At 69.4% G+C, this 14,109-nt stretch carries 11 protein-coding genes and 1 pseudogene; 3 read left to right on the forward strand and 9 right to left on the reverse strand.

Annotated features, from left to right (window positions below):
- Positions 1 to 15: 15 nt before the first annotated feature.
- The 4 genes from AC07AB_RS34875 to AC07AB_RS34890 all read right to left on the reverse strand — a co-directional run bounded on the left by AC07AB_RS34875 (position 16) and on the right by AC07AB_RS34890 (position 4,327).
- Positions 16 to 987 carry a hypothetical protein gene (locus AC07AB_RS34875; protein ID WP_478575755.1) on the reverse strand — a complete coding sequence of 324 codons (972 nt, stop codon included), beginning with the start codon at positions 985 to 987 and terminating at the stop codon, positions 16 to 18.
- Positions 953 to 2,158 (reverse strand): transposase family protein, encoded by a 1,206-nt coding sequence (locus AC07AB_RS34880; protein ID WP_478575757.1) that lies wholly within the window; start codon positions 2,156 to 2,158, stop codon positions 953 to 955. The genes AC07AB_RS34875 and AC07AB_RS34880 overlap by 35 nt, the downstream gene beginning before the upstream one ends.
- Positions 2,155 to 2,886, reverse strand: a complete 732-nt coding sequence (locus tag AC07AB_RS34885; protein ID WP_478575759.1) for a TnsA-like heteromeric transposase endonuclease subunit — start codon at positions 2,884 to 2,886, stop codon at positions 2,155 to 2,157. Before AC07AB_RS34885 ends, AC07AB_RS34880 begins: the two co-directional genes overlap by 4 nt.
- Before the next feature lie 370 nt (positions 2,887 to 3,256).
- A complete protein-coding gene (locus tag AC07AB_RS34890; protein WP_478575761.1) occupies positions 3,257 to 4,327 on the reverse strand; it encodes a TniQ family protein in 1,071 nt (356 codons plus the stop codon).
- 119 nt (positions 4,328 to 4,446) lie between these two features.
- Between AC07AB_RS34890 and AC07AB_RS34895 the strand changes: the two genes are divergently transcribed.
- Positions 4,447 to 6,753, forward strand: coding sequence for a helicase associated domain-containing protein (locus tag AC07AB_RS34895; RefSeq protein WP_478575763.1), 2,307 nt, complete (start codon positions 4,447 to 4,449; stop codon positions 6,751 to 6,753).
- Positions 6,754 to 6,986: 233 nt separating this feature from the next.
- On the opposite strand, the gene AC07AB_RS34900 is transcribed toward AC07AB_RS34895, so the two are convergent.
- The 4 genes from AC07AB_RS34900 to AC07AB_RS34915 form a co-directional block, all read right to left on the reverse strand.
- The gene (locus tag AC07AB_RS34900) at positions 6,987 to 7,379 is read right to left on the reverse strand and encodes a hypothetical protein (RefSeq protein WP_478575765.1); all 393 of its coding nucleotides are present in this window, start codon (positions 7,377 to 7,379) and stop codon (positions 6,987 to 6,989) included.
- A 119-nt stretch (positions 7,380 to 7,498) separates the two neighbouring features.
- Entirely contained in the window at positions 7,499 to 8,035 is a 537-nt protein-coding gene (locus AC07AB_RS34905; protein WP_478575843.1) for a 3'-5' exonuclease, read from the reverse strand.
- Complete coding sequence (locus tag AC07AB_RS34910) at positions 8,005 to 8,772, reverse strand: UvrD-helicase domain-containing protein (protein ID WP_478575844.1); 768 nt, start codon at positions 8,770 to 8,772, stop codon at positions 8,005 to 8,007. Before AC07AB_RS34910 ends, AC07AB_RS34905 begins: the two co-directional genes overlap by 31 nt.
- Positions 8,670 to 9,227, reverse strand: coding sequence for a DUF2813 domain-containing protein (locus AC07AB_RS34915; RefSeq protein ID WP_478575767.1), 558 nt, complete (start codon positions 9,225 to 9,227; stop codon positions 8,670 to 8,672). The genes AC07AB_RS34910 and AC07AB_RS34915 overlap by 103 nt, the downstream gene beginning before the upstream one ends.
- Before the next feature lie 394 nt (positions 9,228 to 9,621).
- On the opposite strand from AC07AB_RS34915, the pseudogene tap reads away from it, so the two are divergent.
- A pseudogene (gene tap / locus AC07AB_RS34920) lies at positions 9,622 to 11,743 on the forward strand (telomere-associated protein Tap).
- 6 nt (positions 11,744 to 11,749) lie between these two features.
- A complete protein-coding gene (tpg, locus tag AC07AB_RS34925; RefSeq protein WP_478575769.1) occupies positions 11,750 to 12,307 on the forward strand; it encodes a telomere-protecting terminal protein Tpg in 558 nt (185 codons plus the stop codon).
- Positions 12,308 to 12,598: 291 nt separating this feature from the next.
- Here tpg and AC07AB_RS34930 read toward each other — a convergent pair whose 3' ends face one another.
- Positions 12,599 to 14,068: a UvrD-helicase domain-containing protein gene (locus tag AC07AB_RS34930; protein ID WP_478575771.1), complete on the reverse strand. Its 1,470-nt coding sequence runs from the start codon at positions 14,066 to 14,068 to the stop codon at positions 12,599 to 12,601.
- Positions 14,069 to 14,109 lie beyond the last annotated feature (41 nt).

A 14,109-nucleotide genomic window follows, 5' to 3' on the forward strand; every position in this document is an offset into this window, starting at 1 on the left:
GTGGGCAGTTGAATCTCACGAAGCGTCTGCGTTGTCTGGGGGCGGTGGCCGGTGGATCTCCCGGCCGGCGATGGGCAGGGCCGGGTAGGCGGTGACCGCCTCGATGTCGATGGACACTCCCGCATACGGGTCCATCACCGGCTCCGGCTCTGCGTCCACCTCCAGCCCCTGGAACGGGATCTTGGGGGCGTTCCGCTGCGCCTTGCTGGGGCCCTGGCGCAGGGAACGGCGCAGCGCGCGGACCGCCTTGACGATCGCCAGCTGGTCGTCCTTGCGGCCTTCGTTGTCCACGACTGCCGCGGTGGCCCGCTCCCACAGGTCCTGCGTCCACCCGTCCTCGAGTAGACCCCGGTAGGTGAACTCCACCTCAATCCACTCCTGCGAGTACAGGTGGTCGAAGAGGTAGGCCACTTCGGGGTGGTAGGGGTTGTAGCGGGCCTTGAACCGGTCATGGTGCTCGTTGATCCCGGACCGCTGGTCGATCAGCAGCCGCATCCGCCGGTCCGCACTCTGATAGGTGCGGTTCTCGATCGTGATGCCCTTGTCGTTGATCTTCACCCAGGCCGGGATCAGCAGCTCGCGTGCCTCGGTTGCGGTGATCGGCCGCGGCCGGTAGCCCGTCATGGGCATCAGCTGCGCGTACATCTCGTTCGGCGACAGGACCAGGCCCGGGGTGTAGGGGCTGCGCAGTCCCTTGTGCGGTGTCTGCTGGTAGTCGAGGGCGACCCACTGCTCGGCCAGGTCCTGCAGTGTGTTGATGGGATACAGGGGACCCTTGTCGATCCCCAGCCCTCGGTGGGCGAAGCCCTTTCCGGTCCAGCCCACCACGTGCTGGCTGAACCGGCTGCCCAGGGTGCGGAAGAACCGTTCTTTGATCGGCTTGTCGGTCGGGGTGTCCTTGCGCGCGTACACGATGGTGACGTCGAGCATGTCGCACACGTACTTGAAATGCTCACTCAGGTAGGGGCTGCCCTGGTCGATGATCACCGTGCGGGGATGAATGACCGGACGTGCCGCAACCGCGCGCGAACCGCGCATCCGCGTCCGGCAGATCCTCAAACGGCAACGCCGAGTTGGCGGCCAGCGCCAGCGGATCCCAGTGCGGCCGCCAGGCAAGCGGGGCAAAGCACTGCGCCAGCAGCAGCACCAGGTCGTACGCCCTCGTTGCCCGGCCCCCGATCCGCTTGCCCGGCAAGCCCTCCCCGGTGACCACCGGAACGACCATCACCGCGCAGTTGGACCGGGACGCCACATCGATCGCCGACGTCAGCTCAGCGGAGATCACCTGGGCGTCGTCCCCGATCGCCTTCACCTTCAGCGGCGAGGTGTCGATCTGCACCACCTCGCCTGGTCGCCGCGCATGGGAGGGCCGGTACGGGGGAGGCGGCTTGCTCGCCTGCTGCGCGCGCCGCCGCGTGGGAGCGGCCAGGTACTCGGCGAGCCCGGTGTCCTCCATCCGCCGGTAGAACGTGGCCCGCTTCAGCAACAGCCGCTGCGCCTCCCGCGGATCCTCCAGCTCCGTCTTGAAGCGGTCCTGGACGGCATCGAGCACCTCATCCCAGATGGCCTGGATGTCCACCTCTGAACCGCGGCCGTGGCTCATCACCACTTCCCGCATGATCTCGATGACCCGGGGGTCCGTGCGATGCCCGCTCTCGCGGGGGCGCCGCTCGATCAGAACCAGCGGATTCTCGCCCGCCCGTTTCCACTTCAGCCGCATCGACTCCAGCGTCTTGGCGCTGACCTCCACGCCGGCGGCCGCCAACTCCCATGACTTGCAGGCATAACGCTCAGCCAGCGTCGTCTCTCCAGGCTCGTATCCGGGCCGGGCCTGGCTGCTGCCCGGCAGCAGGCCGGTGTCGAGCTCCTTCATGTGCCGATGCCACCGTTTGGCCTCCTTGCGCTGGGCCTTGGACGGCGGACCGTCCAAGGCGGGCAACGGGGCCGACGCAACGGGGGAGTTGCCACCATCCAGGACAGCGAAGCCCGGCGCGCAGACCATGGCCGTGTACAGCACCTCTACCGGCGCGGACGTGTCCTCGTCCAGGAGCACCACGTTCGACCCCTGAAACGCCACCACCTGGTGGGCCCTGCCCAGCCACGGCACCCGGTCACCCAGGCGCACCTGCCCCGGCGTGAACGCGGCCGGCCCGCTCATGCCGCCCCATCGGCACGCCACGCCGTCGCCCGGGGCATTAGGGGCTGGTCCCAGTGGATCTCCAGACGGCGCTGCCACACCAGCCGGTACACCAGATCAAGCGCCGCAGCGTACGGCACGCCGCTGGCCCGCGCCCCCTCGCCGATGGGACGTTCACGGCGAAAGGCTTCCTCGACCGCCTCCCGTTCCACGGCTGTCACCGGCGCCGCCTGGCGGTAGTCGGCCGCCCATTCCAGATTGGCCAGGCGCACCCCCTCCGGCACCCGCCGCACCGACACCTGCCAGTCGGCCGCCGCCGCGACGTGGCATGCGACCTCCAGGTCCTCCCGCCACTGCGGACCGCCTTTCTCGGGCTCCACCAGCACGAGTTGGCGTGCCCCGGTGACCGTGCGCGTCACGAAATCCGGACGCCAGCGCCGCTTGCCCTGCGCGCCCTGCCAGTGCAGTTCCACCGGCTCCCCGCCGATCCAGGCGATCTCCGGATCGAAGTCCAGTTCCAGTGCCACCCGACGGCGCCGCAGCGAACCGCACACCACATGCCCACCGGTCGTGGAGCACCAGCAGTCGGACAGCTTGCCCGGACGACCGTGAAAGGCCACCGGCTCGCTCGGCGGACGCCGCTCCTCCAGCGCCACCCCCACCAGAGCAGCGGGCGCCGCCGACACCAACTGCTCACGCTCATCCAGGTAGCACACCCGTACGTCATGCAGGGCACCCTCACCGCTCACCGCTCAGCCCAGGGTGAGCGCTGGCCGACAGCGCACAGCAGGCAAGCAGCGAGAGTTCCTCCGTTCGAGGGCATGCTCTTGACAGATCCGCCACGAAGGTGCGGTCTCCCCTGAGCGGTTTTCTGCCGAGAGGTGATCCCCGGCGGACGGGGAGAAGAGCCGTCCACCCCGCAACGCGGCGCACATGCCTCCAGCAGCCGGCCAGCCAACCGGGCGGGACGGTTCCCTCGGGCAGCGGGCAGGGGAGGACTGAACTCGGCCACCAGGACTACTCCGACCGAACGCAGCCTGCGCGTACGGCGGCGAGGGAGAGCTTGATGGCGGCCGCGCCCCCGACCACACGATTCTCCGCGGCAGCCCCCATGAAGGCTCATGCGCCAGGCATGCATGAGCGCTGCTGAAGTGAGCCCGAACGGGCCGCGAGCCGGTTGTGCCGCTCCGCCAGCACGAGCCGGCGCCGTCCTGCCGCGGCGGCTTCCGCGCTCGTCGCGGCCGGACGGCTGTGGCGTTCCAGCCACTGCAACAGTGCGTTCTTGCCCGCGGCGAAGTCGACATCCCACATGTCCGCTTGATGCTGCACTCGCACCAGCCACCTGCCCCGGTCCTTCGGCGTGCGCAGCCCCGCCTGCTCGAATCGCAGCATCAGCCAGGCCAGCTTGACCGCCTCAGGGAAGACGACCAGCGGCACAGCACGCGCCGAACGGGCCTCCAGCCCTGCCGTCCAGGCGCGCTGCACCCACACCAGAGTGTCGGTCGCATACGTCCACCACTGGTACATGACCTGACAGGCATCGGCGAACAACTCCTCGCCGACCGACTTGAACTTGCCCTGCAGACGCAGCCTGTCCCGGTGTGCTGTCACGCAGGCTGGCAGCGCGGCCACCGATACGGCCTCCGGATCGGTGCTGCGCGAGTCGTCCGTCCACCGCAGATGCCGGCCGCACACCTGCCAGCTGTCCGCCGACATCAACCACACCCGCTCACCGACCTGCCGCCGGTGTCCGCACGACGTGCACCACGGCACCAGATGCCCGCCCTCTGCTTCCCACGGCCACTGCCACATCGCCGGCCCCGTACCGGGCAACAGCAGGCCATCCGCCAGGGACGGCAACGCCCACTGCAGCAGCCCCACGTCCAGGCCCGCCAGTACCGACAGATAGGCGCGGCCCGCCGCGTTCACCTTCATCTCGGTGTACTGCGGATACTTCTCCACCTGCTCCGGGTCCCGGGACGCTTCACCCTGCCCGACACGCTCCAGGAACGAGGCCAGGTCCAGACCGTTGGCCCGCCCCAGCCGCCGCACGAACGATCCGGTCGATTCCCCGCCCACCGGCCGCACCTGCACCGGCAGCGGACGGCTCGGCCCCAGCAACCCCGTTAAATCCATGGGACTTCCTCCCCGCCACAGCACGCCCCACCAGCGACACTCGTGCCGCTTCATACAGGCAGTCAAGACCCGATAACACCTTCGGGTGAACCTGCCCCGCCCCGGCCCCGGAACCTCGAAATCCTCCTCACCCTCGGCCGAGGACTGCCATGACATCCAGGGGAGGACAACACGTGGCAACCGTGACCCTCAACGGGCTCAAGACACCGCTGTACGGTCACCAGGACATGGCCGTGGACGCCATCGTCACCGGCTTCGCCGAAGGCGCCACCCGCGTCACCAGCACCATGGCCACCGGCACCGGCAAGACCCACGTAGGTCTCCACGTCGTACACGAGACCGCACCCCAGGGACGGTCTCTGGTCCTGGTGCCCTCGCAGGACCTGCTGGAACAGACCGCGAGAACCTGGCACCGGGAGGGACGTCCCGGCCGCTACCTGGGCATCTGCTCGCCCGGCGAGGCCCTCAGCCGTTCCCTGGCCAAGACGCTGACGGTGGTGAACACACCCGAGAGCCTCGCCGAGGTCGCCGCGGACGTCGACGGTCCTCTCAGCGTGTTCTGCACCTACCAGTCGCTGTTCAAAGTCGTCCAGGCACACGCCGATTACCACCTGCCGGACTGGGACGTCGTCATCGCCGACGAGGCCCACCACACCGCAGGCCGCCTCGACAAAGCCTGGGGCGCCGTCCACGACAACGACGCGCTGCCCGCCCGCCACCGCCTGTACATGACCGCCACGTTCCGCAAGTTCGACCGCCGAAAGATCGCGGACGGCGGGCTCAGCGTCGAAATCGCCTCCATGGACGACCAGAGCCTGTACGGGCCCGTCGTCTACCGCCTCTCCATGGCCGAGGCCATCCAGCAAGGCCTGCTTGCCGACTACCGTATCGCCGTCATCACGATCACCGACAAGGACCTACGCCACAGCCTGCGTGGCAGCGTCACCAGCTACACCGGCGAAGCACTGCGGGCCGCCGCAGCCCAGATCGCTCTCCTGGTGGCCCAGAAGCGCTATGACCTCAGGCGCACCCTCACCTTCCACCCCTGCATTGCGGCCGCCGAGGCCTGCGCCGAAACACTGCCGCAGACCGCCGCCCGCATGCCCGGCCATGACCTGTCGCGGCTCCAGGTCAACACTGTCAACTCCAAACAGAACTCCTTCGTCCGCTACCAGAACTACGAGGCCTTCCGCACCGCCCCGCTCTCCACCCACCCTGCCGACGCCCGGCCGCGGCGGGGCGTGCTGACCAACTGCCGCTGCTGCGCCGAAGGCATCGACATCCCCGCCATCGACTCCCTGCTGTTCGCCCACCCCAAGACCAGCACCATCGACATCGTCCAGTCCGTCGGCCGCACCCTGCGCCAGACCCCCGGCGACGGCAAGATCTCCACCATCGTCATCCCTGTCTATACCGCGCCGGGAGAGGACATCGGGCAGGCCACCCGGCGCACCCGGTTCCACCTGATCTATCAAGTCCTCATCGAACTCAGCGTCTATGACGAGCACGTCTTCGAGCGTGTCGAATACCTCAACGGGGACGGCGAGCCCACCGAGCCCGAACTCGCGGCCCACCCCATCCGCGTCGACGAGATCCTCGCCGTCCTGGGGCTTGACCACGTCGATGCCCCCAACCAGGTCTGGGAGATGGGCTTCGAACAGGCCCAGCGCTATCACGCCGAACACGGCAGCCTCGACGTCGCCAGCCGGCATCTGACCTCCGACCGCTTCTACCTGGGCTGGTGGGTCGGCCAGCAGCGCTCCCTGCACGCCAACCGCATGCTCCTGCCCGACCGCATCAAACGCCTGAGCGCACTCGGCATGACCTGGCAGCACCCGCCCCGCAGCATCGAATATAAACTCGACATCGCCCGCGACTACACCGCCCAGCACGGCCACCTCGCACCCCGCGCCAACGAACACCACGCAGGCATCGCCCTGGGCCGCCACGTCGCCGACTGGCGCCGAGAAGCCCGCCAACGCGCTCTGCCCGACTGCTACCGGCGGGCGCTCAGCGACATCTACCCCTGGTGGGCCGCCCGATGGAAAGAGGAGTGGAAACGCACCTACGCCAAGGTCCTCAAGGCAGCCCGGCACGGCGACCTCACCTTTCCCGACCTCAGCCCCGACAGCGACGACAGCCCCCTCACCCGCTGGCTGGACCATCAGATCGACCACCTCGGCAGCCTTACCGACATGCAGCACAACCTGCTGGGCGCCCTCCCGCTCCAGCACCCCCTCGCTCTCCTCCTGCGCCGGCCCCGCGGCCTGCCCGACTGGGCCTTCGCCCGCGGCCTGCGCGCCGCCCGCATCTTCTGGCGCTCCCACCAGCACCTCAACGTCCCCCGCAGCTACCCGTGCACCATCGACGGGCACCCCCTCGACCTGGGGCGCTGGGTCAGGGAACGGCGCTGCGACCCCACCCAGCACACCCGGGAACACCTCGACGCTCTGGAAGCCCTCGACATGCGATGGATCTGACGGGGTCGGTCGAGCGCAAGGTCGACCGACCCCGTCACTGTGGTGATGGGCTGGGGTAGGCGCCGACGAGGTGGGTGTCGCGGTCGGCGTGGGCGAGGCGTTCTCGGGAAAGGCCGGAGGATCTTTCGCCATCCCAGCACTGCAGATAGCGGCGGGTGGGCGCGGTCAACTGGCCTGAACACACCGGCCGGAGGGCCGGTGCCGGTGACGGGAACTCGGGACGGGTCCTCGCCTCATCTGCACCGCTTCCGCACCACACCGTGAAGGATCATGAGCTGGTGGGCGGACCATCCGCTGTGGCAGGTGTCGCACACGGCCATGCGCCAGCCTCCTGGCTCGTCGTTGCGGGTACGGACGTCGCCGGGCGCGCCACAGAACTCGCAGATGTGCACCGACTCCGTCTCCGCCGCAGTCACCACGGCACGCAGCATGGAAGGGTCGGCACCCTCGGCCTCCACCTGAACCCGCAGCCCGCCGAGCTTCTCCTTGAGGCCGGTGAGTACGTAGCCGGGGGCAAGCGTGCACAACTGCTGGTGCAGGCGGGCCAGGAGCTCCTGCCAGCCAGGACCCACCACGTGGGCGCGGTCAGGGATCTGTACCGGCGCCGCCTCGCCCTGTTCGTCCATCCCGCCATCGTCCTGCACCCTGCCGGTAACCACGTCTGCGGCACACGCCTTGAGCACTCCACCGGCTCACCTGGAGCCAAGGAAGCCGGTGCGCGGCGCAGCGAAGCGCCCCGAAGGCATCACGCTCCGTCAGAGACAGTCTTTGGCTCGACGCGGGGGATGAGAGGCACGGCGTCCTCGGGGCGGACGAAGACCACCATGTGGCGGGCGCGGGTGATCGCCACCCGCAGCAGGCGCCGGTTGGCCCGGATGCGCTCCTCGTCCCAGGTGGCATCCAGCAGCCGGCTGTGGTGGGCGCCTTCGGCGATGACCACTCCGTCGAACTCCTTGCCCTTGGAGCGGTGCATGCTCATCAGGCTGACCGCAGCGGTGTTCTGTTCGGGGACCGTCAACTGGTCGCCGGCCAGCGCGCGGCGCACGGCGGCGGCCGCGTCGGTGTAGGCAGCGGACCCGTCCCAGGCCTGGGTGAGGGTGAGGGCGAGGGTGTCGGTGGCGTTCAGCAGGCGCAGCATCCGCACCTGCTTGGACAGTTCCTCGAGTTCGGCGGAGCCCCGCAGCCGGGCGCGGGCCTCCTGCCAGTCGGTGATGGGCTGTCCGGCCAGCTTCAGGCCGGCGTCGTAGGCGGTCAGGGGAGCCTGCGCCGTCTTGGCGCGCACGGGCTTGCCCTCGGCCAGGGCGGTGATGGCCCGCTCGATGGTCTGGATCTTGGCGCGGGCGCCCGCGGTGCCGCGGGCGAACTTGGTGCGGTAGAAGTCGGCCATAGCGCGCAGGGGTCCTGGCGAGCGCCTCCTGGCGGGGCAGGGCGGGCCACTCCAGGAGGGAGGCGACGACGAACCCGGCCGCGGCCGCCAGTTCGGGGTCCCAGTGCAGGGCGTGCTCCACCGGCGGCAGCACGCCCCGGGCGGTCACGTTCTCGACGCTGATCTTCTCGGAGATGCGGCCGACGAGGCTGTTGGTGGTGGCCAGGACGGCGAGGGTGAGCTCGCGTCCGAGCTCGGCCCGCAGGTGTTCCCGCAGGGCGATCACCGCCTGGTGGGTGCGGATCTCCACCGGAAGAGCTCCCCACCGCCTGCGCGTAGGTGAGGGTTCTGACGCTGTCCGGGACGGGCGCGGGGGTGTTGTGCAGGACGGCGTTGGCGTAGCCGAGCAGGCCGCCTTCGGGGCTGCGATGGTTGTCCTTCGACAGGTCGAAGCGCTCCGGCTGCAGGTGGGCGACGGCGTGCGCGATGCGTTCCTCGTCGACACCGGGCAGGTGCCCGAAGATGCGCTGGTCGGGGTCGGCCAGGCAGATCACGGTGGAGGCCTGGCCGAGTGCCCGCACAGCCCGCCACTGGTCGATGCTGGTGTCCTGGAACTCGTCGACGATGACCAGCGGGTAGATGCTGCTGTACAGGGCGCGTACCGCACGGCTGTTCTCCAGCAGGGTGGCGGCGGTGGCGGCCAGCAGGTCGAACACGTAGCGGCTGTCTGGCAGGCACACTCGCCGGCATCCGCCTCGACGAGCTGGCCCGGTTCCAGGTCGGCGAAATCATCGGATGCGGTCGACCAGCGCCGCAGATGGGAGCCGAAGCGGCGCTCCGCCTCCGGCGACAGGCCGGTCAGCATGGCCTCCAGTCGGATCTCCGGCAGCTCTCCGTCCACCGGCTGGTAGCGGGCGCCGTGGAAGTCGTACTCGTCGATCACCGGCCGGCGGAACATGCGCTCCGGCCCCAGGATGAGCTCCAGGGCGTCGCAGACGGTGGATTTGCCGACGCTGTTGGAGCCCACCAGCAGCGAATGCCCGTCCAACAGCACCGTGCCCTTGCTGACGCCGCGGAAGTGCTGCAGCGATAGCCGCCGTACCCTCACCCTGCTTGCCCTCTCTCAACCCGCCCGGGACGGCTCAGCCAGTGCAGGTGTCCGTGCTCCGCGCAGACACAACTGCCCGGTAGGGGAGAGGACTTGCCCAGCCAGGCGAAAGCCATTGGTGAGATTGTGGCCCTTTCGCCCCACCCATCCCGCAAGGGGCTCGGCGCGTGAGCAGGCGCGTTCCTCCGTAGCTGCACTGTCGCCGCGACCCGCAGGATCCCTCTCGTGGTGGTGCGGCAGTCGAAGCGGACGTGCTCACGAACGTCGGCTGCTTCCGGAGCCGACGCAGCGCACCCGGACCCCGATCGTTTGGCCGCCCGATGCGGGGCGGGGGCGTCCGGACGTGTGTGCGCCCTCAACTCCCGATGCATATGTGTGTTTGATGTGCGATTCGATGTGTGCTTCGTATAGGGTGAGGGTGGAGGTGACTCTCGTGTCGGACGAGCAGAACGGGTTCTTCGCATCGGTCGATGCCCTGCTGGAACAGGCGGCAGCGCCGGATGCCCTGCCGCTCCCCGCCGAACGCAAGCGGCTGCGCGAGGCTGCGGGCCTGAGCCAGGACCAGGTCGCGAAGGCGCTGAACGTGCGACGCGAGACGGTGGCCGGCTGGGAGGCAGGCCGTACCGAGCCGCGCCCTCCCACACGGGCCGCCTACATCCGCCTCCTCGACGGCCTCGCTGAACGCTTCCCCGCTCCTCAGCCGCTCTCTGGCTCGGCGTCAGCACCTCGTACCGGCCCGACCGCCATCTCGCAGCCGGAGACACCCATGTCGGCCGTCCTGCCCGCGGCAAGCACGGCTGCCCCCGCCCGGCCGCCCACGGCGAACCCGCCGGTGGCCAGGAAGGCGGCGGCCGTGCCCGCAACCGAGGCACGCTTTGCCCATGGCCCGCTCACCGTCGTGGACGGCGACGGGGCGGCATACTGCGCGGACGGCCAGGTGCTCGCATGCCCGCTCACCGACCTCCCGGCACTGGTCAACTGGGCGCTGGGCGTCTGCACCGCTCGGGCAAGGACGCCGACCCGCTGATCGTGCTGACCGTCTCCGCCATCCAGCGCCTCGGCCTGCCGGCCGTACTGGAGGACCGGCGCGGCCTACGCCTGCCCGACGACCATCCCGTGCTCAAACAACTCGCCAAAGCCCATTGGAAGTTGACGAAGCGAGGCTTCGGCCCATGGGCGCGGGTCTACCGCACGGCCGACAGCACACGCCGCCAGTGCGTGCAGTTCGCCGTCGTCCCATGGGGCGCGCTCGACACCCGCTCCTGGGGGAGTGCACACCAGCTGCAGCCGGCCGAACTCGCCCGCCTGCTCGGTACGTACGCCACCCGCGTACTCACGCCGTGCGGCTCCACTGCCGTCACCGGACTGGAACTGATGACCGCGCTGCGCCCGCCGACCCGCGCGGTCAAGGACCCCGCCACCGGTAACTGGGTGTCCGGTGCGATGCCCGGCTCGCTGAGCGAAGCGGTCGAGTGCGCACCGCCCGAGGCCCCCGACGGACACCCGGCCGTCGCCGCCCTGTATCCCCGCTTCCACCAGCGCACCCCCGACCAGGTGCTGGACGAAGAGGCCTACCAGTGGGCCCGGCCACTGACGGACGAGGAATGCATGAAGCCCTACGTGGTCGGCATCGACGTCAACATGGCCTTCGCCGCGGCCGCCAACCGGCTGACCGTCGGCCTGTCCGCCCCCGTCCACGTCCACCGCCCGGTCTTCGACGCGAAACTGCCCGGCTCCTGGCTGGCCGACCTCTCTCACATCACCTTCGACGAACGCCTGCCCAGCCCGTTCACCCCCCCCACGGCGAACGCCCCACAGGCCCGGCCTGGTACGCCACCCCGACCCTCGCCTACGCGGCAGAACTCGGCTACCAGATCACTCCTTTGGAGGCCTACCTGCGCTACGAGCACGGCCCCTACCTCGACTCCTGGTACACCCGGCTGCGGGACGCCTACATCACCACGATGGCCGACCTCGGCATCACCCCCGGCATGCCCAAGGAACAGTTCCTGGCCGCGATGAACGGCCACCAGCACACCGACCCCGTCCTTGCCGCCGTTCTCAGCGCCATCAAGGCCACCGTCAAAGGCGGCATCGGCAAACTGCGCGAGCGGGCCCGCAGCGGCGGCTGGCGGCCGGGCGAGCCCTGGCCCGCCCTCGCCCGCCCGACCTGGCGCCCCGACATCCGCGCCGCTGTCATCGCCAACGCCCGCGTCAACATGCACCGCAAGATGCTCAAGCTTGCCCACCACGCCGACCTGTACCCGGTCGCGATCCTCTCCGACTGCGCCGTGTACGCCTCCGACGGCCCAAGCCCGCTCGACTTCCTGCCCTACCAGGACGGCAAGCCCCTGCCCGGCGGCTTCCGGCTCGGCGTCTCACCCGGAATGGTCAAACACGAGGGCACCCAGAGCGTGCTGTGGGCCGAAGGCCTGCTGGAAGAACACAGCCCTGACGTGAACATCGCCCGGCACATCAAAACCGGCATCGTCTCCGGCCAGGACGAAGGGGAGTAGGCACCGATGGGCATCATCGCCGACAGCCTCGACCAGGCCGACGCCGCACACTTCACCCGCCCCATCCCGAAGTCGGCCCAGAAACAGATGCAGTTCCTGGTCAAGCAGACCAAGGGCACCAAAGCCGCAGCCGACTTGCTGGGCATCACCCAGCGCACCGTCGAGCGCTACCTCGCAGGGCAGCTCAAGCAACCCCGCCGCCACCTCGCGGACCGGCTCGCGGGCGAGGTCCGTAAACGATGGCAGCCCCGAGTACGCGACCGGGCCCAAAAGCAGGCCGTCACCACCACCGGCGGCATCATCATCGACGCTCGGGCACGCTTCGGATTCGCCGCTGCCCCGGGCACCACCGACGACCCACGGCAGCGGTCCATCACCCAAGGCCTGCCCCCGGCCTACGCCGCACGGCTCTTCGACGCTCACACCGCCGGAGCCACCGAGCAGCAGCTCCAGGGCATCGTCGCCGAGGGACTCCAGGAGATCTACTTCAAAGACCGCGGACGGCGCGCCCACGGCCTGCTGGTGGACTTCACCGATATCGACTACCTCGACGTCGACTACTGACCGTAGGACGCAGTCAAGGACCCGACCAACCCCTTGAGTACCGAAGGTTTTGGGCTCCGGCTCATGATGACGTTCTCGGGGAATTTCCAGTGCTCGACCTGGCGGCAGGCCAGCTGCGCCGTGTTGCGGCAGCGCGATCTGCGCTCGCGGCCTCGGGACGACGGCCCACTCGATAGCGTCATTCCGCAGAGTCGCAGCCGTGGCCCTGGTCGTGACCGGATCGGCGATGGCTGCATCAAGGAGTTGGGGTGAAGTGCTCCGGTGACGCATCGGTGATTTCCGGTTCGGCGTCTATACCGCGCTGCACGTGGTGGGGTGCGTGTTGATCCAGGAGAGGCCGCCGAGGTCGAGTTGGCGGCGGGCGCGGGTGACGGCGACATAAGTGAGGCGGGCATCGGTGTCGCTGACTGGCTCCGGGATGGGGCTTCCCTGGGCATCGTGCTGGTCGGTGTCCTTAGGCGGGGGGAAGTCGTTGCCGATTTGAACAGTGGGCCATTCTCGGCCCTTTGCGGTGTGGGCGGTGGAAACGGTCACGTCGGCGTGCTCCTCGTCGGTGAGCTGGTCGACTGCGGCGAGGATGGCATCGGGTCCGTGGGTATCGACGAGGTCGACGAAGGGCTGGACGTCGCGTCCGGCGGGGTCATACGCGGCGTAGTCCTGAAGTTCGCCCCATGAGGTGAAGAGGACGAGCTCGGGGTGGGAGGTGCGGCGGCCGTCTTTGAGGTCGCGGGCGGCGAGGGCAAGTGCGGCCAGCTGTTGCCTTCCCCGGGTGAGGGCGACGCGGTGGCCGGCGGCGAGCAGGCGCATGACTTCGGCCATGGCGCCGATGTTGGTGCGGCACAGCACCGCGTCCGGCCGGTTGAGGACGCCGACATCGGTGGCGATGGCTTCGGTACCGGTCAGACGGATGGGGGCGTCGGCGAGGGTGAGCCACCGGTTGGCCTCATCGGCGATCAGAGGACCGAAGCGGAAGGATCGGGTCAGGGTGAGAGGGGTGGCGTCAAAGCCGCTCATCACGTCCCGGGCGCCGCGCCAGCCGTAGATGGCCTGGGCGGAGTCACCGACCATGACGAGCTGGGCATGGCCGCGCTGGGCGGCGAAGACCTCCTCCAGGACCGGGTTGGTGTCCTGGGCCTCGTCGAGAAAAAGGAAATCGGCCTCGAGTCTGGGTCCGGTGAGGGCCCACATTTTCAGGTAGTGGTCGTGTTCGAAGCGGACCACGCCCCGCTCGGGGTTGTGCAGGTCGGCCCAGGCTTTGAGCGCGAACGGCATGATCTGGCCGACGAGTTGGGCGTGGTCGTCGGCCGTGTCCAGGCCGCGCATGCGTGGCACGTGGTGGTGGGCCAGGGTGCTGTCGGCGGAGTAGCAGTAGCGGGTCACGGTGCGCAGTACGGTGTGGGAGAGCGCCCTGGGGCCGATCTCGTGATCGCCGATGCGTAGAGGGCGGGTGATGCCAAGGGCCTGGCCGGTCTTCCATGCGGGCTGGCGGGGGCTGTTGAGCCGGTTCGTGTAGCGGTGACCGAGCGCGGCGTAGGCCGTGGCGTGGGCGGTCTTGCACAGCACCGTGTGGGGGCAGCGGGTGGCGGCGTCCCGCGCGATGTCCTTGTTGAAGGCGAGGTAGCGGCCGCGGCGCCCGGTGCTGGATGCGAGCAGGCCGAGCGTGCTGGTTTTCCCCGTTCCGGCGCCGGCTTGCAGGACGAGATGGTGGCCGGTCCGGAAGGCGTCGGCGGCGTGGGCCTGTTCGTCGGTGGGCGTGTGCAACAAGGGCTCCGCGAAAGGAAGAAGGGGATGGGACGCGTGGT

It is taken from the genome of Streptomyces sp. NPDC044033 (assembly GCF_056434425.1).